Origin of the sequence: Providencia sp. PROV202 (assembly GCF_028479565.1) — a bacterium.
Lineage (GTDB): Bacteria > Pseudomonadota > Gammaproteobacteria > Enterobacterales > Enterobacteriaceae > Providencia > Providencia zhijiangensis.
Window position 1 is genome coordinate 176,409 of record NZ_JAMPNV010000010.1, and the last position, 21,013, is coordinate 197,421.

17 protein-coding genes and 1 tRNA gene are annotated in these 21,013 nt (G+C 44.5%); 13 read left to right on the forward strand and 5 right to left on the reverse strand.

Annotated features, from left to right (window positions below; genetic code table 11):
- Positions 1-42 precede the first annotated feature (42 nt).
- A complete protein-coding gene (locus PR799_RS07125; RefSeq protein WP_272521581.1) occupies positions 43-1,278 on the reverse strand; it encodes an SLC13 family permease in 1,236 nt (411 codons plus the stop codon).
- A 195-nt stretch (positions 1,279-1,473) separates the two neighbouring features.
- Between PR799_RS07125 and PR799_RS07130 the strand changes: the two genes are divergently transcribed.
- Entirely contained in the window at positions 1,474-1,890 is a 417-nt protein-coding gene (locus PR799_RS07130) for a GNAT family N-acetyltransferase (RefSeq protein ID WP_272521583.1), read from the forward strand.
- A gap of 26 nt (positions 1,891-1,916) precedes the next feature.
- On the opposite strand, the gene PR799_RS07135 is transcribed toward PR799_RS07130, so the two are convergent.
- Both PR799_RS07135 and PR799_RS07140 read right to left on the reverse strand, forming a co-directional pair.
- Complete coding sequence (locus tag PR799_RS07135; protein WP_272521584.1) at positions 1,917-2,288, reverse strand: hypothetical protein; 372 nt, start codon at positions 2,286-2,288, stop codon at positions 1,917-1,919.
- A 103-nt stretch (positions 2,289-2,391) separates the two neighbouring features.
- A tRNA-Arg gene (locus PR799_RS07140) sits at positions 2,392-2,463 on the reverse strand.
- A gap of 392 nt (positions 2,464-2,855) precedes the next feature.
- On the opposite strand from PR799_RS07140, the gene mlaA reads away from it, so the two are divergent.
- Positions 2,856-3,605, forward strand: coding sequence for a phospholipid-binding lipoprotein MlaA (mlaA, locus tag PR799_RS07145; protein WP_154629018.1), 750 nt, complete (start codon positions 2,856-2,858; stop codon positions 3,603-3,605).
- 512 nt (positions 3,606-4,117) lie between these two features.
- Here the strand turns inward: mlaA and fadL are convergent.
- Entirely contained in the window at positions 4,118-5,422 is a 1,305-nt protein-coding gene (gene fadL / locus PR799_RS07150; protein ID WP_272521585.1) for a long-chain fatty acid transporter FadL, read from the reverse strand.
- Positions 5,423-5,774: 352 nt separating this feature from the next.
- On the opposite strand from fadL, the gene PR799_RS07155 reads away from it, so the two are divergent.
- From PR799_RS07155 to sixA, 4 genes are all read left to right on the forward strand, one after another.
- A complete protein-coding gene (locus PR799_RS07155) occupies positions 5,775-6,071 on the forward strand; it encodes a YfcZ/YiiS family protein (protein ID WP_006660227.1) in 297 nt (98 codons plus the stop codon).
- Positions 6,072-6,335: 264 nt separating this feature from the next.
- Positions 6,336-7,655 carry an acetyl-CoA C-acyltransferase FadI gene (gene fadI, locus PR799_RS07160; protein ID WP_272521586.1) on the forward strand — a complete coding sequence of 440 codons (1,320 nt, stop codon included), beginning with the start codon at positions 6,336-6,338 and terminating at the stop codon, positions 7,653-7,655.
- On the forward strand, positions 7,655-9,868 hold the full coding sequence (gene fadJ / locus PR799_RS07165; RefSeq protein WP_272521587.1) for a fatty acid oxidation complex subunit alpha FadJ: 2,214 nt from the start codon (positions 7,655-7,657) through the stop codon (positions 9,866-9,868). Before fadI ends, fadJ begins: the two co-directional genes overlap by 1 nt.
- Positions 9,869-10,098: 230 nt before the next feature.
- Positions 10,099-10,584, forward strand: coding sequence for a phosphohistidine phosphatase SixA (gene sixA, locus PR799_RS07170; RefSeq protein ID WP_154628927.1), 486 nt, complete (start codon positions 10,099-10,101; stop codon positions 10,582-10,584).
- A 42-nt stretch (positions 10,585-10,626) separates the two neighbouring features.
- Here sixA and smrB read toward each other — a convergent pair whose 3' ends face one another.
- Positions 10,627-11,172 (reverse strand): endonuclease SmrB, encoded by a 546-nt coding sequence (smrB, locus tag PR799_RS07175; protein ID WP_036949350.1) that lies wholly within the window; start codon positions 11,170-11,172, stop codon positions 10,627-10,629.
- Between the two features lie 294 nt (positions 11,173-11,466).
- Between smrB and hutI the strand changes: the two genes are divergently transcribed.
- The 7 genes from hutI to aroC all read left to right on the forward strand — a co-directional run bounded on the left by hutI (position 11,467) and on the right by aroC (position 20,978).
- Positions 11,467-12,702 carry an imidazolonepropionase gene (hutI, locus tag PR799_RS07180; RefSeq protein WP_272521589.1) on the forward strand — a complete coding sequence of 412 codons (1,236 nt, stop codon included), beginning with the start codon at positions 11,467-11,469 and terminating at the stop codon, positions 12,700-12,702.
- Between the two features lie 172 nt (positions 12,703-12,874).
- Positions 12,875-13,606: a histidine utilization repressor gene (gene hutC, locus PR799_RS07185; RefSeq protein WP_272521591.1), complete on the forward strand. Its 732-nt coding sequence runs from the start codon at positions 12,875-12,877 to the stop codon at positions 13,604-13,606.
- A 327-nt stretch (positions 13,607-13,933) separates the two neighbouring features.
- Complete coding sequence (gene hutU, locus PR799_RS07190; protein WP_272521592.1) at positions 13,934-15,613, forward strand: urocanate hydratase; 1,680 nt, start codon at positions 13,934-13,936, stop codon at positions 15,611-15,613.
- Positions 15,614-15,625: 12 nt separating this feature from the next.
- A complete protein-coding gene (gene hutH / locus PR799_RS07195; RefSeq protein ID WP_154628923.1) occupies positions 15,626-17,158 on the forward strand; it encodes a histidine ammonia-lyase in 1,533 nt (510 codons plus the stop codon).
- Between the two features lie 100 nt (positions 17,159-17,258).
- Entirely contained in the window at positions 17,259-18,647 is a 1,389-nt protein-coding gene (locus PR799_RS07200; RefSeq protein WP_154628922.1) for an amino acid permease, read from the forward strand.
- A gap of 193 nt (positions 18,648-18,840) precedes the next feature.
- Positions 18,841-19,773 (forward strand): 50S ribosomal protein L3 N(5)-glutamine methyltransferase, encoded by a 933-nt coding sequence (gene prmB / locus PR799_RS07205; RefSeq protein ID WP_154628921.1) that lies wholly within the window; start codon positions 18,841-18,843, stop codon positions 19,771-19,773.
- Positions 19,774-19,889: 116 nt separating this feature from the next.
- Positions 19,890-20,978 (forward strand): chorismate synthase, encoded by a 1,089-nt coding sequence (gene aroC, locus PR799_RS07210; protein ID WP_108478568.1) that lies wholly within the window; start codon positions 19,890-19,892, stop codon positions 20,976-20,978.
- Positions 20,979-21,013 lie beyond the last annotated feature (35 nt).

Below are 21,013 nucleotides of genomic sequence, written 5' to 3' on the forward strand. Positions count from 1 at the left end.
AAACGCCTTTCTCAGTTAAATAAGCTGAGAAAGGCGTCAGTTTTATAACGCAAACAGAATCCAAGCGGTGGCTAATAACATACAGAGCACCGCGACAATTCCCCCTGATTTAGCAAATTCTGAGAATGTAATTTTCACGCCATAAGCAGCGGCCTGTTCCACCACAATAATGCCCGCCAAACTACCAAATACAAATAAGTTACTGGAAAAGCCGGAGCCAAGCACCAATGCGGCGCCTAATGCATCAGCGTTACCGTCTGGCGTTAAAAAAGGCACCAGCAACATGACGGAGGGGTTATTTCCGACAATAGTACTAAGAACGCCAGTTACTAAAAACAGAATGAAAGGGTTATTGAGTTCAACACCATGGGCGCGTAAATCATTCAACATTTGCTGCGGTAATCCTGTTCCAGCAAATGCCGCGTTGACGACAAATAATCCCATGATTAATAGTAATAAATTCCCATCCACTAACTTAAGCATATCGCTAGACGCAATGGAACGGTTCAGTAATAGGAAACCCGCAGCCGTTAATGCGATTAACTCTTTTGGTATATCACTCACCACAAAAGCCACAATCACGGCGAGTGTGATCACACCAGCTTTAGCCGTTTCCCATATATCGAGTGGTGTTGGAGGAGAGACCGTTTTAGGGGTATTAGTCGGCTCTTTAGCTAAGTACCAGCGGTTGCGATATAACCACACTAATACCAGCCAAGTGAGCGGTAAAGATAATAATGCCGGTATTGCCGAGGATTGTAATAAGCCCACAAAGGAAATATCTAGCCCCTGTGCCGCAATCATATTTTGCGGACTACCAATTAGCGAGCCTGTTGCACCGTTGTTGGCGGCAAAACAGAATCCAAGCAGAAACGGGATGGGATTAAGTCCGCGAGATAGCGTGATGGAGACCAATAACGGCGTCATCGCGACGACAACCACGTCGTTGGTTAAAAGTGCGGAAAGTAATCCGCCAACGGCGATTAGTACGGCAAGCAGCGTAGGCGCACTGACTTTGAGCATCGCCACGCGATCTGCTGTCCAGCTATAAAAGCCCGAAACCACAAACGAAGCCGATACCACCATCAAACCAAATAGCATGCCGATAGTGCGGTAATCAATGGCATCCCAAGCATGAGGTGGCGTGATGCTGTCGATGGCCATCATTGCTAATGCACCGATGACGGCGGCACCCGTTCTATCAACTTTAAAGCCGGGCAGTTTGCCAAATGCCATGGCGATATAGACCAAGACAAAAATAATAATGGTAAGCGTCATATTATTCACATTTTTTCTGAAAGATTAGGGGGATTTTACGGTGAATAAAATTGCAGGCAAGATAAAAAACGTTTAGTTTTTAATTAAGTAAATAGCATCTAACTAAGATATTCGTAATTCGATGTTATTCGAGCAATAAGCGATAATTAATTTGCTGGCTGGAAGTTTCTGCATAATAAATAAAATGAGGTTGTTATGAAAATTACAGTTACACATGAGATTACCCCTGAAGATAAAGAAGAATTATTTACTGGGCTAAGAAGCTACAACCGATCTTTTTTACAAAATAGCTATTTTGGACAACTTGGTGTGTATAGCAAAGATGATAATGGGATCATGCAGGGTGGGCTTTTCGCATCGATTAAAGGTCGATGGTTATGTATTGATTATTTGTGGGTGGATGAGTCAATGCGTAAGAATGGATTAGGTAGCCAATTAATGCATGTCGCAGAAGAAGAGAGTAAGAAACTTGGTTGTCATAATGCATTGGTGGATACCTTTAGTTTCCAAGCTTTGCCATTTTATGAAAAACTGGGTTATGTGAAACAACTGTCACTCCCTAATTTCCCTGAATTAGGCATGCAGCGGCATTATCTTTCTAAAGAGATATAATAATCTTTATATCACCAGTTTATCTTTTAGTTTATGTGAGCAGATGGGCTTGTTGGCAAGGATTGGCTATCTATCCATTGAGATAATATTTGTTTTGCAGTTAATCTTAATGGTGTATTTGTTGTGACAGAGGAATTTAAATATTGCGTAGAATATTCTAACAAATATCCATTCTTAAAAATAAACCAGCGGTCTGTCATTTGAGTTGTGGCTTCTGGTTGTGGTTTATCATGATAAACAAATAGCTGATAACCATCCTGCTTCGTTTGCTCATCCGGCGTTCCTTCTATTTGCATCACTTGGTTTGCTGTCATCCCTGCCATAACCACGGAAGGCGACTTCTCCATCGTACAACCCATCAGAAGAATAGCAATCAATAAGGCAAAAAGTGTTCGCATTGTGGTCAGCCCATCAAATAGGAATATGAGCAAAATAATATAGAGGAAGAAGTAAAAGCGAAATAGGGCGAAGAAAGATTGGGACAGTTCTTGGTGCGGGATTTGTCCCCTGCAGGAATCGAACCTGCAACTAGCCCTTAGGAGGGGCTCGTTATATCCATTTAACTAAGGGGACATTGAGATGTTGATAAATAGCGCTTGGCATTTTACTGTCCACCCTCCATCGAATCAAGCTGTTACACTCAAATTCTCTGCTTTTATCTTTTTTATTCTTTTCTTTGTTGGGTTTTTAAGCATCTGACGGTTGAGTCTAAAATAATTTCAGATAAGTCTATCCCTATGTTAATGCACTAATTAATGACATTTACTGAAGTGACTCGAGCATTTGGGGTAATTCGAATGTATTTCTTATGATAAGTTGATAATTAAATAGGTTATAATTATATCTATATGGCAATTAAACCACTCAAAACGCTTAACAGATTTTTCTATTTGCTTTTATGATAAAGCGATTAGCAATAACGATAAAAACACCATGGCAAGGTGGACTAAAGGATGGAGAGAATGATGAAGTTTCGCATAAGTAGCGTTCTTCTCGCGGGAGTTTTAATGGCCGGATGCGCCAGCGTTGATCCAGAAACGCAGCAGCGTTCAGACCCGTTAGAAGGCTTTAACCGAGCAATGTTTAACTTTAACTATAATGTCTTAGACCCATATGTCTTAAGACCTGTAGCCGTTGCTTGGAATGATTACGTGCCAATGCCTGCTCGAAACGGACTCAGTAACTTTCTCGGCAACCTTGAAGAACCAGCCAGTATGTTAAACAGCTTTTTCCGTGGAGAAGTGGAGCAAGGCTTTAAGCACTTTAACCGCTTCTTCTTGAACTCGGTGTTTGGTATCGGTGGCTTAATTGATGTTGCTGGCATGGCAAACCCTCAGTTAGTCAAAGAAGAACCGAAGCGTTTCGGAAATACGTTAGGCTACTATGATGTGGGTTACGGTCCATATGTGGTTTTACCGGGTTATGGCAGCGCAACATTGCGTGAGCAAGGCGGTAACCTAGCAGATGATCTCTACCCAATGCTGAGTTATTTAACGTTCTGGATGTCAGCGGGTAAATGGGCACTGGAGGGTATAGAAACCCGGGCAAGATTACTTGATTCTGATGGATTGCTGAAAAGCTCTTCCGATCCTTACTTAATGTTCCGCGAAGCTTACTTCCAACGTAATGATTTCTTATCTAAAGGGGGAACGCTGCAACCAGCAGATAACCCAAATGCGGCGGTCATTGAAGGGGAGTTGGATTCGATTGACTAATTGGTTGATCGATTGATTCGGTGGGGTTTATCACTCTCTATGTTTTTTTGGACATCAGAGAGTGATAAATAAACTGCTAGTCATTGTCCTGTTTTCCTCGTTGGATGACTGTGTCAATCACGGCACTGACGACTAACACGCTAACAAAGCTGATAGTAAATAATGTTCCCATAATGCCCTCCTATGTTTTTTCCATGGTTTTCCTCAGATGGTAGCTTAGTGAGCAACTTTACTGCGTCTTCATGTCAAAAAGATGAAGGGCAGCATCGTAGTTAAAAATCGATTTAAAAATGGTTGGGTGGATACTTATGACTGGGATCAGTACATGAATAAGCCGCAGGAATGCTTTTAACAATAAAATAACATCGGGCTATAATTAATATATAAATCTGTACAAAAAAAAGTCAAGAAAAAATTTGGCTTGAGGATGATTTTTCTGCGAAGAGCATAAAAAGAAAGTGAAGCAGAGGAAGATATCAGGGGAGCGAACTCCCCCGATAAGATATAACTGATTAGAAGGTATAGTTAAAGTTAACGCCGTATAACCATGCAGAGCCTTCAGATTTGAAACGAACTTCGGTAGTAGGATCTTTTTCGTTCAATTTTTCATTGATATTAACCTTTTTACCGTACATATAGGCAATACCTAAGTCCACAGAGGCATCTTTGTTAAATGCATAAGTGGTACCTGCGGTTAGCCAGTAACGGTCTTGGTCAGGAATAGAAATTGAACGGTATTTAGATGGCACTGGGCTTTCATCGTAAGCAATACCGGTACGGAATGTCCAGTTATCATCGTAGAAGTAAGTGGTACCTAATGCTAAGCGCCACGCATCATCAAAGTTTTCTGGTTTATGGAATAGCTCTTTGCCATCACTTTTTCTATATGCAGTTAAATCTTTGAAAGTACTCCAACCTGTATAAGAAACACTGTAGTGCACTGCCCATTTCGGATCGACTTTATGGTAACCGGAGAATTCCCAAACATCAGGTAGGTTTAAATCTAAAGTTCCCTTAACAGTTTTACCACCCGTTGGGTTAAGCGCTTGAATTGGTGGTAATGGAAGGTTTGGGATCCCGTTAGAATATTTACCATCTTCAAATTTCACTTTCACTTTTGAACGGTAGGTAAAACTTAAACGGTTATCTTGGTTGATTTCATACAGAAGACCTGCGTTCCAACCATAACCCCAATCATCACCTTTTAATTTAGCGGCATCTGTGCTTGGTGTAATACCTAATGATGGTGGGAATTTTCCTGCACCAATGCCCATGTGACGCGTAATTTCAGCATCGGCATACACGGCATTCGCACCTAAACCAAAACTAAAGTTGTCATTGATGCGATAGGCACCACTTAAATTCAAGTTAACGGTTTTTAAATCTGTTTTACCGCCAACTAAGCCTGCCGCATAATCTTTATGGAAGTCAGTAGAGAGACCAAAGTTAGTGGTCATTGAGGTACCTACAGCCCATTTGTCATTAATTGGGAAGATAAAGTGAGCGTTAGGTACTACGGCATTAGGAGCGATGTTGTTGGCAGTAAATGCATCGCTATCACGCCCTTTGATATCTACGGTTGGGTCAATATAAACCGCACCAATTGACATGGTTGGTCGATCAAATAACATCATTGCAGCTGGGTTGCGGCTGCCTTCACTTGCGTTGTCGCCGACGGCTCCTGCGCCTGAAAATGCACGTCCTAAGGCTGAGGTTGAATATTCATTCAGCAAAAAACCAGCTGCGCTTGCATTGGAAGAGATAACAGCCACTGCGATTGCTAAAGCTGATCGAGCAAATAGGTTTTTCTGGTTCATGACCAAAACCCTCTTGTATGTTTTATTTAAATAAGCGACTTCTATCGCAAGAAGCGCTGAATTGTAGGGTCGCTTGCCGCAATGACAAATCAGACCAGTTCACTGAGTATAGGTCTGACCACTGGGTATGTTGCAAGGTTGTTTTGTTTTTGTGCGATTTTTCTTTTCGAAAATGCGATGTAATTAACAAAATGGCAACATTCGCATGAGCTTAACGAGTAATAAGTGCTCATATAAGGAGCTAGATCAAACTTATGTTGGATTATTAGCAACTAAATTTGATATCACTAGTGTTTGGCACTTTTTCAGCGTTATGATACTGACTTAACAGTTTGTTCATTGGGAGAATAAAATGACTGATGCGATTAAACGTTGTAGCGCGGATGAAACGGCTGCGTGCTGCTGTGTAGATGTGGGTACAGTTCTGGAAAATAAAGATTGCACCGCATCGTATCAGCAAGTTTTCGCCACTCAGCAAGACGCTGAAGCGATGCTGAAAACACTCACAGAAAAAGCCAAATCTGTTGAGTCAGAACCGTGCGAAATTACTCACTCAATCAACCCTGTTGCAGGTGGTGTAGAGTTATCCGCGAACTTTACATTTAGCTGTGAAGCAGAAAGTCTGATTTTTCAATTAGGCTTACGTTAATCAAACGTTTGAATTCCTTTTTAAAGCCCATTAACTCTATTATTTCGCAGATGCGTCATTTTTAGAAGTGAATGGGTTTTTTATTGCTAAAAACTTACCTAATTTCCCCTCTTTATTGCCAATTAATTGTAACTTGTGTGTGAGCTCGCATTTTTTATCGACGCTGATTGATAAATGTGAAGAATATGTTAACAATCGATACAGGTCAGACCTCTCAGTTTAATCACAACAATTCTACTTATTTTTCTTTTAGCAGGAGCGACCATGAATCAACTCTCCCACCATGGCGATAATAAACATGCCACAAAAGAAAGGATTGCCATTGTTAGTGGATTACGTTTGCCTTTTGCTAAACAATCCACAGCCTACCAGAACACGCCAGCGGTAGATTTAGGCAAAACCGTCGTTGCAGAACTACTGCATCGTAGTGATATTGACCCGTCGATTATTGAACAATTGGTTTTCGGGCAAGTGGTTCAAATGCCGGAAGCGCCTAATATTGCCAGAGAAATTGTGTTAGGTACTGGCATGAGTGTCTCGACGGATGCTTACAGTGTTTCTCGCGCCTGTGCTACCAGCTTTCAAGCGATTGTGAATGTGGCGCAAAGCATGATGGTGGGGGATATCTCCGTGGGTGTCGCGGGTGGAGCAGATTCATCCTCCGTGCTGCCTATCGGTGTATCGAAAAAGCTCGCTGCCACGCTATTGGCGTTAAGTAAGGCCAAATCCTTTGGGCAAAAATTATCGCTTATCAGTAAATTACGCCTGAAAGATTTAGCGCCCGTTGCGCCAGGTGTCGCGGAATACTCGACGGGATTACGTATGGGAGATACCGCCGAGCAGATGGCGAAAAGTTACCATATTAGTCGCGAGCAACAAGACGAATTAGCTCATCGCTCTCATTTGCTGGCAGCTAAAGCTTGGAAAAGTGGCGTGCTAGAGCAAGAAGTGATGACCGCGTATATGCCACCTTACAAGCAAGCATTTTCGCAAGATAACAACGTGCGTGAAAATTCCGTGCTCGCTTCCTATGCGAAACTCAGACCTGCGTTTGATAGAAAACACGGTAGCGTGACCGCAGCCAATAGCACACCATTAACTGATGGGGCGGCTGCTGTGTTGATGATGACTGAATCTCGAGCAAAAGCATTGGGTTATACCCCGTTAGGGTACATCAAAAGTTATGCTTTCTCGGCAATCGATGTGTGGGAAGATATGCTACTGGGACCTTCCTACGCCACACCGATTGCATTACAAAGAGCGGGGCTTTCTCTGCAAGATTTGACTTTGATTGATATGCACGAAGCGTTCGCTGCTCAAACACTCTCCAATATTCAAATGTTTGCCAGTCAAAAATTTGCTCAAGAAAAACTTGGCTTGTCGAAAGCGATTGGGGAAATTGATATGGATAAATTTAATGTGCTGGGTGGTTCTATTGCTTATGGTCATCCTTTTGCCGCGACAGGAGCGAGAATGGTGACCCAAACATTGAATGAGCTACGTAGACGCGGAGGCGGATTTGGGTTAACCACAGCGTGTGCGGCGGGTGGGCTTGGTGTAGCAATGATTTTGGAGGCGGAATAATGACGCAACATTCAGCAGTCATCACAGAACCTGCATTCACATTAAAGATAGTAAATGGCAATGTTGGTGTGATTTACATTGATGTTCCTAATGAAAAAGTGAACACCCTAAAGGCGGAGTTTGCACAGCAATTTCATGCCATTTTACAGCAAGCACAATCGACATCAGGTCTGAAAGGCTTGGTGATCACCTCGGGCAAAAAAGACAGTTTTATCGCAGGAGCAGATATTAGCATGATAGCTAACTGCACCAGTAAAGAGCAGGCGAGTGAGCTATCTAAGCAGGGGCACACTCTGTTCGATAAAATTGAAAATTACCCATTACCGATTATTGCGGCTATTCATGGCGCGTGCCTTGGTGGTGGCTTGGAGTTAGCGCTCGCTTGTCATGCGCGCATTTGTTCTGATGACGATAAAACCAAACTGGGTTTACCTGAAGTGCAGTTAGGGTTACTGCCAGGATCCGGCGGAACTCAGCGTTTACCGCGTTTAATTGGGATCCCAAATGCTTTAGATATGATGCTGACAGGACGCCAATTAAAAGGCAAACAAGCGTTAAAAATGCGATTAGTCGATGACGTGGTTCCGGTTTCGATTCTACTGGATACGGCGGTTGAACTGGCGCAGAAAGGGGGCGTAAAACGTAAAGCTCTCCCTTGGCAACAGCGTTTACTCAGTAGCAAGTTATTGCGTAATAAAGTGTTTTCCAGCGCAAAAGAGAAAACATTAAGTAAAACTCAAGGACACTATCCGGCACCAGAAAAAATTATTCAGGTGGTGAAAGCGGGTATGAATAGCGGGCTAAAAACGGGGTTCGCTGAAGAAGCCAAAGCGTTTGGTGAACTGGCGATGACGCCAGAATCTGCCGCATTACGTAGCCTATTTTTTGCCTCTACTGCATTGAAAAATGAAACTGGGGCGGACGCTAAACCGCAAATTATCAAACAAGTGGGTGTGCTTGGTGGTGGGTTGATGGGCGGTGGCATCGCTTATGTGAGTGCGGTATTGGGTAAATATCCAGTACGCATTAAAGATATTTCAGACAAAGGTATCGCTCAAGCTCTGCGTTATAGCTGGGATCTGCTTTCCCAGCGAGTGAGTAAAAGGCGCTTACAGCCTCGGGAGCGGGATGCAATTATGGCTCGGATCTCGGGAACATTGACCTATCAAGGACTAGAGTCAGCGGATATTGTGGTGGAAGCCGTGTTTGAAGATCTGGCTCTGAAACGTAAAATGGTGCAAGAAACCGCAAAAATGTCAGATGGAAAAGCGATTTTTGCCTCAAATACCTCTTCATTACCCATCCATCGAATTGCGGAAGGTAGCCCCCATCCTGAGAAAGTGATTGGGCTGCACTATTTTAGTCCCGTGGATAAAATGCCACTGGTGGAAGTGATCCCTCATCAGCAAACGGATGCCACCACCATTGCAACCACGATTGCCTTTGCTAAGCGCCAAGGTAAAACCGCCATCGTCGTTGGTGATGATGCGGGCTTCTATGTGAACCGTATTCTGGCACCTTATTTGTGTGAAGCGGCGCAATGCCTTGTGGAAGGCGCGGCGATTGACCATATTGATAAGGCGTTAGTGAAATTTGGTTTCCCAGTTGGACCTTTCCATCTACTTGATGAAGTGGGTATCGATGTTGGAACCAAAATTTTACCGATTCTCGTTGAACGCTTTGGCAACCGTTTTAAAGCCCCTGATGCGCTTGACAAAGTGGTCAACGATGACCGTAAAGGGAAGAAAAACGGCCGTGGTTTTTATGTTTACGGGCAGTCAAAAAGTAAGTTAGCTTTCTGGAAAAAATCCACAAAACGTCAAGTTGATCATGGTATTTATTCACTGATTAACATTCACCCCTCAACGTCAACGAGCCAAACAGATATCGCTCAACGCTGTGTTATGTTAATGCTCAATGAAGCTGCTCGCTGTTTAGATGAGAAGATTATTCGTAGTGCGCGAGATGGGGATATTGGTGCGGTATTTGGTATTGGTTTCCCGCCATTCTTCGGGGGGCCTTTCCGTTATATGGATAGCCTTGGTATCAGTAAAACTGTGGAAACGTTGCAACACTTAGCGGAAAAACAGGGTGATAAGTTTGCGCCGTGTGATTTATTGATTGAAATGGCACAGTCTAATCGCACGTTTTATCCGGTGAATGATCATGAAAAAAATGCATCATCGACGGAAGAAAATAACGATATTTATTAAGCGATAATCGCTGTTTAATCAACCTGATGCCACAGTTAAACGCTGTGGTTATCAGGTTTTTTTATGGCTGAATAACCAAAAATGTCAGTAAAAAACAATGTAAATCATTTTATTTGCAACGGGTTTGTTGCAGAATCTCTCCTCACCCAACTGATGGTTATCTTTAACAATAATTATCTTAACAAAAAGACCCGTATTCTCTTGTGGGACTACGGCACAGATGGTGGATTATGCAAGTTTATATTATGCGTCACGGTGATGCGGCGATTCAGGCGGCGAGTGATTCAGCAAGGCCATTAACCCAAAAGGGAAAAGATGATTCGGTACTGATGGCGAAATGGTTACAAGCCCGTCAACCTCAGATTGATACGGTATTAGTGAGCCCCTATTTACGCGCAGAGCAGACATTACAAGTGATGCGTGATGCGTTATCGCTGCCAGCACAAGCGCAAATCATGGAAGGGTTAACCCCTGGAGGAAATGCGGATTGGGTTGCCTCTCAAATTCGAGACTATGCATTTAGTGGTGCCAAAGCAGTTTTAGTGGTTTCGCACCTGCCACTGGTTGGCTATTTGGTCTCGGAGTTATGTCCCCACGAAGCACCGCCAATGTTTACAACATCGACGATTGCATGTGTTGAAGTGGATACTGAGCAGATGAAATGCCACTTAGAATGGATGCTCAGCCCATCGCAGATTTCGTTGACCCAATCTTAAGTTTGAGCATCCTAGGAGATGAAAACTAAACGAAGTGAGTGCTTAACGACGAGCACTCTCAGTCGTTTCAATTAATAATAGCAACGAAGCATTGCCACCCCACTCTTTAGGGGCTTGGTGAAAAGCAACAATATCAGGATGTTGAGCTAACCACAGTGGCGTTTGCTGCTTCAAAATATGCTTACCGTGCCCATGCATGATGCAGGCACAATGGACATTTTCCCGCTTACAGGCCGCAATTAACGCACCAATTTCTTGTTTCGCTTCCATTTGGGTCAACCCATGGAGATCCAGAAATAACTCCGGCACATAGTCTCCACGACGTAATTTTTTCAACTCATACGGGTTGGCATCCGGTCTTAAATAACGAGTAGGACCTTCATTATCGAGCTGTGGTTGAAATTCATCAGAAAAATAAAACGAAGCATCCACTTGTTCTTGCTGAACTTTTTTACTGGATGGTTGAGTGACTTTCGCGCGAATAGGGGCATGCACTATTTGGTCTTGGTGAATTTTCTTAGCACCTTGAATAGCGTCTTTAAAGAGATTGATGTCGCCATCTTCTAAGGCGAATTTATTTTTAGTCATTGTTTATAAATCAATTGTTAATAAATGATGCTTTCTTGGATGTGCAAAACAGAACCCACAAAACGGATCCCACAAAACGGATCCCACAAAACGGATCGTAGTGTAACTCATTTTTCCCATGAACGGTTATCATAGAATATTTTTAGCGCTGCGTAACAAATTTATAACTTTTACGTGAGTAGACATTGACAACAGACCGATAAGTAGTCTAATTGTATATACATATCTATACGTTTATATCTGTACCTTTCATATGTGAAGCCGAATCGGGTTTCTGCTGCCATGGGATGATTTATGTTATTTAAAGCACACGCAAATGATGTGATCTGGCGTAACGGGCGGATCGCCACAATGAATACTGAACTTGGAACGGCATACGGGTTACTGGAAAATTACGATTTAATCATTCGTGGTGAGCAGATCATTGCCATTCACCCAAGTGACCAAGTAGATGCCAACGGTTGCCACATCATTGATGTTGAAGGTCGCTTAATCACACCGGGACTGATTGATTGCCATACCCACTTAGTGTTTGGCGGTAACCGAGCCGCAGAGTGGGAACAGCGCATGAATGGCGTCTCCTATGAAACGATTAGTGCACAAGGTGGCGGGATCAATTCCACCGTTCGCTCCACGCGAGCCATGAGTGAAGCTGAGCTATTTGAGGTGTCGAAACCGCGTTTAGACGCGTTGATCCGTGAAGGTGTCACCACCATTGAAATGAAATCGGGCTATGGTTTAGATCTTGCCAACGAAGAGAAACAACTGTCAGTGGCAAAACGATTATTTGCAGCTTATCCGATAGATGTGTCCTCGACATTACTTTCCGCGCATACGGTTCCACCAGAATATAAAGGTAAAGCAGACGATTACATTGACCTTATTTGCGATGAAATTATGCCGCAGCTATGGAAGAAAGGGCTATTTGATGCGGTGGACGTGTTCTGTGAAAGTGTTGGCTTTTCTCTTAAACAAAGCGAGAAATTATTCTTAGCAGCGAAAAAATTAGGAATTCCAGTAAAAGGGCATGTGGAGCAACTCTCTAATTTAGGGGGAAGCGAGCTGGTGGCGGAGTTTAACGGGCTATCAGTCGACCATATTGAATACTTAGATCTCCAAGGTATTCAGGCCCTCAAACGCAGTGGAACCGTGGCGGTATTATTACCCGGTGCGTTCTATTTTTTACGTGAAACCAAATTACCGCCGATTGAATTATTACGCGAAAACCAAGTGCCCATGGCCATCTCTACAGACTTTAACCCAGGCACCAGCCCATTTGCTTCACTGCGTATGGTGATGAATATGGCGGCGGTATTATTTAGACTAACCCCTGAAGAAATTTGGGCAGGAGTGACTCGTCACGCGGCGAAAGCCCTAGGGCGAGAAAACAGTCTTGGGCAACTACGCGTAGGCTATCAAGCCAACTTTGTGGTCTGGAATGCTAAGGATCCGGTAGAAATGATTTATGAACAGGGCACTAATCCATTAAATCAGCGCGTTTATCAAGGAAAAGTCACCCACAAAAATTAATGGTTTATTTTAGTTAAAATAGAAAAAGCGTTTTTGTTTTTCAGGTTATAATACTATTTGCTCATAAAGTTCTGATTGCTGCCTAAGAATATCATCTCCACTATAGGCAGCAATTATTTTGATTAATTTTCAATGTTGACGACTCACACACATTACTTATTTGGAAATAAACGTGACAGCCGAAAAAAAACCGAAGCTGAAAACTCCTGTTCCATTGTATTTGCAAGTTAAGCAGTCAATTATTGAAAAAATACAATCAGGAGAGTGGCAAGCCAACGATCGTGTGCCTTCAGAAGCCGAGTTGGTAGTGCAGTTTGATTGTAGCCGAATGACGGCGAACCGAGCCTTGCGGGAACTTACCGCTGAAGGATTATTGGTGCGTCTTCAAGGCGTTGGCACCTTTGTTGCCGAGCCTAAAGGGCAATCAGCCTTGTTTGAAATCCACAGCATTGAAGATGAGATCCTCGCCAGAAATCATCAATACAGCTGCAAAATTAACAAGTTAGAACAAGTCAGTGCATCAGTGACACTGGCTAAAGAGTTAAATATTTCCCCAGAAACGCCGGTTTATCATTCCGTGATTGTCCATTTGGAGAATGATATTCCAGTACAAATTGAAGACCGTTTTGTGAATGCGCTGGCAGCACCGGATTATCTGGAACAAGACTTTCTGACCATCACTCCCCATGATTATTTATCCCGTGTTGCGCCTCTGACTCAGGGCGAGCATATTGTTGAAGCGGTAGAAGCGGATGACCGTAGTGCCCGGCTTTTGCAAGTGCATGTGGGCGCATCGTGCCTGCAAATTACCCGACGAACATGGTCACAAAGCCATATCGTGACCAGTACGAAGTTATTGTTTCCCGGTCATCGATATAAACTCAAAGGCAGTTTTTCCTCATAGCGTTTTTTAATTAACGATATTTCATTCCCACACTTATTCTCATCTGAGCGCAGGGTTGTTGGCTGTGCTCATTACCATTCCTGCCAACATTAAATGTAAAATAACTGTGAATTAAATGTGATCTGGTAGGCATATTTAGAATAAAAAAACATCAGTAAAATCAAAGGGTGATTTTTTATCACATTGTTTTTAATAGATAATATTTATCGCTAGAGTCTATTTTAGCCATCGCAATTGTTAAAAAATAAATTGATTGTACATGTATATACAACTATATCTATAAGGAGACGCAATAAGTCAAACACGCATCTAAGTGAGGGTATATTCGTGACAAAGTTAAATAACAAATATCGTAATATTGAAATTCGAGCACCTCGTGGAACGACCTTAACAGCTAAAAGTTGGCTGACAGAAGCGCCACTGCGCATGTTGATGAACAACCTCGACCCTGACGTAGCAGAAAATCCCCATGAACTTGTGGTTTATGGTGGCATTGGCCGCGCAGCCCGTAACTGGCAATGCTATGACCAAATTATTGAATCCCTGAAACAGCTAGATAACGACGAAACCCTACTGGTGCAATCAGGAAAACCTGTCGGTGTATTCAAAACCCACGAAAACGCGCCCCGCGTATTAATCGCTAACTCCAACCTTGTGCCACATTGGGCGAATTGGGAGCATTTCAACGAATTGGATGCTAAAGGCTTAGCTATGTACGGTCAAATGACGGCAGGAAGCTGGATTTACATCGGTAGCCAAGGGATTGTTCAAGGCACCTATGAAACTTTCGTTGAAGCAGGTCGCCAACATTACAATGGTGATCTCACTGGGCGTTGGGTATTAACCGCCGGTCTAGGTGGAATGGGGGGCGCACAGCCGTTAGCAGCAACGTTAGCAGGGGCTTGCTCATTAAATATTGAGTGCCAGCAAAGCCGTATCGATTTCCGCTTAAGAACTCGCTATGTGGATGAACAAGCCACCGATCTGGATGACGCATTAGCGCGCATCAAAAAGTACACCTCAGAAGGTAAAGCCGTTTCTATCGCGCTGTGCGCTAACGCGGCTGAAGTTTTACCTGAAATGGTTCGTCGCGGCATTAAGCCAGACATGGTCACCGACCAAACCAGTGCCCACGACCCGCTCAATGGTTATCTGCCAATTGGCATGAGTTGGGACGAATACCGCGAAAAGAGCGTGAAAGACCCACAAGGCACTGCGCTGGCGGCGAAAAAATCCATGGCAGAACATGTGAAAGCGATGCTGGCTTTCCAAGCCCAAGGCATTCCGACATTCGATTATGGTAACAACATTCGTCAAATGGCTCTGGAAATGGGTGTTGAACATGCGTTTGACTTCCCTGGGTTTGTTCCAGCCTATATTCGCCCACTATTTTGCCGCGGTGTTGGTCCATTCCGTTGGGTGGCGCTATCTGGGGATCCTGAAGATATCTATAAAACGGATGCCAAAGTGAAAGAATTACTGCCAGACGATAAGCATCTGCATCGTTGGCTAGACATGGCGCGTGAACGTATTAGTTTCCAAGGCTTACCGGCACGCATTTGCTGGGTTGGTTTGGGCGATCGCGCCAAATTAGGTTTAGCGTTCAATGAAATGGTCAGAAGTGGCGAAGTTTCTGCACCGATTGTGATTGGTCGTGACCATTTAGATTCAGGCTCGGTAGCGAGTCCAAACCGTGAAACTGAAGCGATGAAAGATGGCTCAGATGCGGTGTCTGATTGGCCGTTACTCAACGCACTATTAAATACGGCGAGCGGCGCAACATGGGTGTCATTGCATCATGGTGGCGGTGTCGGAATGGGCTTCTCCCAACATTCTGGTGTGGTGATTGTCTGTGATGGAACTGATGCGGCGGCGGAACGCATTGCTCGCGTATTGCATAATGATCCAGCGACAGGAGTGATGCGCCACGCGGATGCGGGCTATGACATTGCTATCGAATGCGCCAAAGAGAAAAACTTAAACTTACCTATGCTAAAAACACGTTAAGGAGTGCCATTGATGACTAAATTAACTATCCATCCAGGGAAAATGACACTCGACGAATTACGCGTTGTTTTCCAAAAGCCAGTGACTGTTGCGTTAGATAAACATGCCCACAGTGTTATCGAAAAAAGCGTTGCGACTGTCAATCAAATTATAGCGGAAGATAAAACCGCGTATGGGATCAATACTGGTTTTGGTTTACTTGCTAACACGCGTATTGCCAGCAAAGATTTACAATCTTTACAGCGCTCGATTGTGATGTCCCATGCGGCTGGCGTCGGTGAGCCACTGGACGATGACCTGGTTCGCTTGATTATGGTATTAAAAATCAACAGCCTTGCGCGCGGTTTTTCAGGTATTCGCTTGGAAGTGATTGAAGCACTGATTGCACTGGTTAACGCACAAGTCTATCCGTATATTCCTGCAAAAGGATCAGTGGGCGCATCTGGCGATTTAGCACCGCTAGCGCATATGAGCTTGATTTTGATTGGTGAAGGGCAAGCGCGCTTTGAAGGCCAATGGCTACCTGCGAAAAAAGCGTTAGAAAAAGCGGGCTTGAAACCATTAACGCTGGAAGCTAAAGAAGGCTTAGCACTATTGAACGGGACACAAACCTCGACGGCATTTGCGTTAAAAGGTTTGTTTGCGGCGGAAAATCTGCTGTTATCCGGCATTGTGTGTGGAGCGTTAAGTGTTGAAGCGACATTAGGTTCACGCAAGCCATTTGATGCACGTGTCCAAGAAGTTCGTGGTCAAAAAGGTCAAATCGATGTGGCGGCGTTATTCCGCGATGTCTTATCGCCAACGAGTGAATTGTCCCAATCTCACGTAAATTGCTCGAAAGTTCAAGATCCATACTCACTACGTTGTCAACCTCAAGTGATGGGAGCTTGCTTAACGCAAATTCGCCAAGCGGCGGAAGTGATTTTAATTGAATCCAATGCGGTATCCGATAACCCGCTGGTGTTTACCGATAACGGCGACATTATTTCTGGCGGTAACTTCCATGCGGAGCCAGTTGCCATGGCGTCGGACAATATCGCGCTGGCATTAGCCGAAATTGGGGCATTATCAGAGCGCCGTATTGCGATGTTGATGGACACGCACATGTCCCAATTGCCACCATTCTTAGTTAACAATGGTGGCGTAAACTCTGGCTTTATGATTGCACAGGTGACAGCAGCAGCATTAGCCAGTGAAAACAAAGCATTAGCGCATCCATCTAGCGTGGATAGCTTACCAACATCCGCCAACCAAGAAGACCACGTTTCCATGGCGCCAGCAGCAGGTCGCCGTTTATGGGAAATGGCGAAAAACGTGACGGGCATTTTAGCCATTGAATGGTTATCTGCGTGTCAGGGAATGGATTTTCGCGATGGCTTGAAATCGAGTGAAAAACTGGAAAAAGCCCGTAAAACTCTGCGTGATAAAGTGGCGTATTACGATAAAGACCGTTATTTCGCGCCGGATATCGAGGCGGCTATCTCGCTTATTGATCAACATAAACTTGCCACGTTGTTTGCAGCAAACTCGGTTTTTCATTCATAAAAACCAACAGTTCCTATAAGTAAGTGTTTTAGAAGCAGCCGACTATGTATCGGCTGCGAATTCTCTTCGAAACGACTGATAAAAATACGAAGGACACAACATGCAAAGCACATCACAACTTGCGCGTGGGCTTTCTGCGCGCCACATCCGATTTATGGCCCTCGGTTCAGCAATAGGAACGGGGTTATTCTATGGTTCAGCCAAAGCTATTGAGACTGCCGGCCCGGCCGTTTTACTGGCTTATATTATTGGGGGCGCCGCTGTTTTTATGGTGATGCGCGCGCTCGGTGAAATGGCGGTTCGCAGCCCATTGGCAGGGTCATTCTCCCAATATGCTAGCCATTATTTAGGTCCGCGAGCGGGTTTTTTCACCGGCTGGACATATGTTTTTGAAATGCTAATTGTCTGCTTGGCTGATGTCACGGCATTTGGGGTCTATATGAAATTATGGTTCCCTGATGTGGCTCAGTGGATTTGGGTGCTCAGTATTATCTGCTTTATCGGTGCCATTAACCTGTGTCACGTCAAAACATTCGGCGAAATGGAATTTTGGTTGTCGATAGTTAAAGTGGGAGCGATTGTCGCGATGATCGTCGGTGGTGCAGCCATTATGATGTTTGGCTTCGGTCAAGCCTCTGAACATGCGGTTGGGGTATCAAACTTATTTGACCATGGCGGGTTTATGCCAAATGGGATAGGTGGCGTCATCGCCTCATTTGCAGTAGTGATGTTTGCCTTTGGTGGAATTGAAGTCATCGGGATCACGGCGAGCGAAGCAAAAAATCCGGAAGTGACTATTCCAAAAGCCATTAATGCGGTGCCTGTACGTATCTTACTGTTCTACGTATTAACGCTATTTGTACTGATGTGCATCTACCCGTGGAACCAAATTGGCCAAAATGGCAGCCCGTTTGTGCAGATTTTTGATAGTTTAGGCATTTCAGCTGCGGCGAATATCTTGAACGTGGTGGTGATCACCGCCGCCATTTCTGCCATTAACAGTGACATTTTTGGTGCGGGTCGCATGATGTATGGCATGGCTCATGAAGGGCAGGCGCCTAAATCATTCACTAAGTTAACCAAAAATGGGGTGCCATGGATGACCGTCTTAGTCATGGTGCTGGTGCTGTTTATTGGTGTGGTACTGAACTATGTGATCCCCGAAGATGTGTTCTTAGTGATCGCCTCGATTGCTACATTTGCCACGATTTGGGTCTGGTTAATGATTTTACTGGCGCAATTTGCGATGCGCCGTAAGATGACGCCAGAACAAGTTCAGCAATTGAAATTCCCAGTGCCGATGTGGCCAGTTGCGCCAATCCTAGCGATTGCCTTTATGGTGTTTATTTTTGGTGTGTTAGGCTATTTTGAAAGTACCCGAATTGCGCTGTATGTGGGTATCGGTTGGTTGTTGTTACTCACCATTGCTTATGCGGTATGGGTAAAAAAACCGGAAGAAACCGAGAAAGAAGTCGAAGAATTAGCGTAACGTTTTTAATAGCATGATAGACGCTGCGCCCTTGATGAAAATCCGGGGCGCGGTTATTTTTAGCGCCAAAATGCGCAAACAAGTGCTTATCTGCGTATTTTCTTACATTAATCTGCTGATTTGTCTTTCACTTCGTGGCAAACTTTAGCCATTCAAATTTTCCCTTTTAATCCACAGGCAGGAGAATCCCTTCTTGGAAAAGATCTTCGTTGATGAAGCCGTCGCAGAACTTCATACCATTCAAGACATTTTACGTTGGACCATGAGCCGCTTTAATGCTGCCAATATCTATTATGGTCACGGCACCGATAACCCATGGGATGAAGCTTTACAGTTAGTTTTGCCAAGCCTGTATTTACCGCTGGATTTACCGGATGAGCTACTAACTTCGCGCCTGACTCCAACGGAGCGTCACCGCATTATTGAGCGCGTATTACGCCGTATCAATGACCGCATTCCAGTTGCCTATCTGACCAACAGTTCGTGGTTCTGTGGACATGAATTCTATGTGGATGAGCGCGTGTTGATCCCACGCTCGCCAATTGGTGAGCTGATTAACAACCATTTTGTGGGCTTACTGTCTGATGAACCACAAACTATCCTTGACCTGTGTACGGGAAGTGGCTGCATTGCGATTGCCTGCGCCCATGAATTCCCTGAAGCGGAAGTCGATGCAGTTGATATCTCTACGGATGTCTTGGCTGTGGCTGAGCAAAACATTGCGAATCACGGTTTAGAGCACCGCGTGATCCCAATTCGTTCTGACCTATTCCGTGATATGCCGGACGTTAAATATGACCTGATCGTTACCAATCCACCGTATGTGGATGCAGAAGATATGGACGATTTGCCGCAAGAGTTCCGTGTCGAGCCTGAGCTGGCGTTGGCAGCCGGTAGCGATGGTCTGAAACTGGTTCGCCGCATTCTCGCTAATGCTCCACGCTTCTTAACCGAAGAGGGGATTTTAGTGTGCGAAGTGGGTAACAGTATGGTGCATCTGATTGAGCAATATCCAGATATTCCATTTATCTGGTTAGATTTCGAATTTGGTGGTGATGGTGTGTTTATGTTAACCCGCGAACAGTTGGTTGAACATCACGAGCACTTTGCTCTTTATATTGATTAATATATTAATTAATAAAGAGTTGCGTTACTCGGCATAATCAAATAAAACATAATAATTACGCATAACATCATATTTCTTAACAAGTATAAGAATCGCAAGCAAATAGGAAACAGGGAATGGCTGGAAATTCAATTGGGCAACTGTTTCGTGTGACCACCTTTGGAGAGTCACACGGGCTAGCATTAGGCTGCATCGTTGACGGTGTTCCGCCGGGACTCGCACTGACAGAAGCAGATTTACAAATCGACTTAGATCGCCGTCGTCCGGGCACATCGCGCTATACTACGGCGCGCCGTGAACCCGACCAAGTAAAAATTCTATCGGGAGTTTTCAACGGCGTGACGACAGGCACCAGTATCGGTCTATTAATTGAAAATACCGATCAGCGTTCCCAAGACTATGGTGCGATTAAAGACGTGTTCCGTCCAGGGCACGCCGATTACACGTATGAACAGAAATATGGCCTGCGCGATTATCGCGGTGGCGGGCGTTCATCCGCCCGTGAAACAGCGATGCGTGTTGCTGCGGGTGCGATTGCCAAGAAATACCTGCAAGAGAAATTCGGGATTCAAATTCGCGCATGTTTGACCCAAATGGGCAGCGTAGAGTGTGAAATTAAAGATTGGTCGATTGTCGAAGAAAACCCATTCTTCTGCCCTGATCCGAGCAAATTGGATGCCCTTGATGAGCTGCTACGTGGCTTGAAAAAAGAGGGTGATTCGATCGGTGCGAAAGTCACCGTTGTCGCTGAAAATGTCCCAGCAGGTTTAGGTGAGCCAGTCTTTGACCGCCTAGATGCGGATATCGCCCATGCACTGATGAGCATTAATGCGGTAAAAGGCGTAGAAATTGGCGATGGTTTTGGTGTCGTAAGCTTAAAAGGCAGTGAAAACCGTGATGAAATCACTCGCCACGGTTTTACGTCTAACCACGCCGGTGGAATTTTAGGGGGCATTAGCAGCAGCCAGCCAATTATTGCCCATATCGCCATGAAACCGACTTCCAGTATTACGGTGTCAGGGAAAACCTTGAATCGTGATGGTGAAGAAGTTGAGATGATCACCAAAGGTCGCCATGACCCTTGTGTGGGCATTCGCGCGGTGCCTATCGCGGAAGCGATGATGGCAATTGTGCTGATGGATCACTTCTTGCGTCACCGTGGGCAGTGTGCGGATGTTGTACCCGCCGTGGCACCATTCGAATAAGGCATTGACGTTTTTCAGTGGATATTCTTGCTTGG

Bases quoted from the DNA above. Each gene is read 5' to 3' on its own strand.
- hutI (WP_272521589.1), top strand. From the start codon at position 11,467: ATGTTATTTAAAGCACACGCAAATGATGTGATCTGGCGTAACGGGCGG.
- PR799_RS07200 (WP_154628922.1), top strand. From the start codon at position 17,259: ATGCAAAGCACATCACAACTTGCGCGTGGGCTTTCTGCGCGCCACATC.
- PR799_RS07125 (WP_272521581.1), bottom strand. From the start codon at position 1,278: ATGACGCTTACCATTATTATTTTTGTCTTGGTCTATATCGCCATGGCA.
- smrB (WP_036949350.1), bottom strand. From the start codon at position 11,172: ATGACTAAAAATAAATTCGCCTTAGAAGATGGCGACATCAATCTCTTT.
- fadI (WP_272521586.1), top strand. From the start codon at position 6,336: ATGAATCAACTCTCCCACCATGGCGATAATAAACATGCCACAAAAGAA.
- PR799_RS07155 (WP_006660227.1), top strand. From the start codon at position 5,775: ATGACTGATGCGATTAAACGTTGTAGCGCGGATGAAACGGCTGCGTGC.
- fadL (WP_272521585.1), bottom strand. From the start codon at position 5,422: ATGAACCAGAAAAACCTATTTGCTCGATCAGCTTTAGCAATCGCAGTG.
- fadJ (WP_272521587.1), top strand. From the start codon at position 7,655: ATGACGCAACATTCAGCAGTCATCACAGAACCTGCATTCACATTAAAG.
- hutH (WP_154628923.1), top strand. From the start codon at position 15,626: ATGACTAAATTAACTATCCATCCAGGGAAAATGACACTCGACGAATTA.
- sixA (WP_154628927.1), top strand. From the start codon at position 10,099: ATGCAAGTTTATATTATGCGTCACGGTGATGCGGCGATTCAGGCGGCG.
- mlaA (WP_154629018.1), top strand. From the start codon at position 2,856: ATGAAGTTTCGCATAAGTAGCGTTCTTCTCGCGGGAGTTTTAATGGCC.
- PR799_RS07130 (WP_272521583.1), top strand. From the start codon at position 1,474: ATGAAAATTACAGTTACACATGAGATTACCCCTGAAGATAAAGAAGAA.
- aroC (WP_108478568.1), top strand. From the start codon at position 19,890: ATGGCTGGAAATTCAATTGGGCAACTGTTTCGTGTGACCACCTTTGGA.
- PR799_RS07135 (WP_272521584.1), bottom strand. From the start codon at position 2,288: ATGCGAACACTTTTTGCCTTATTGATTGCTATTCTTCTGATGGGTTGT.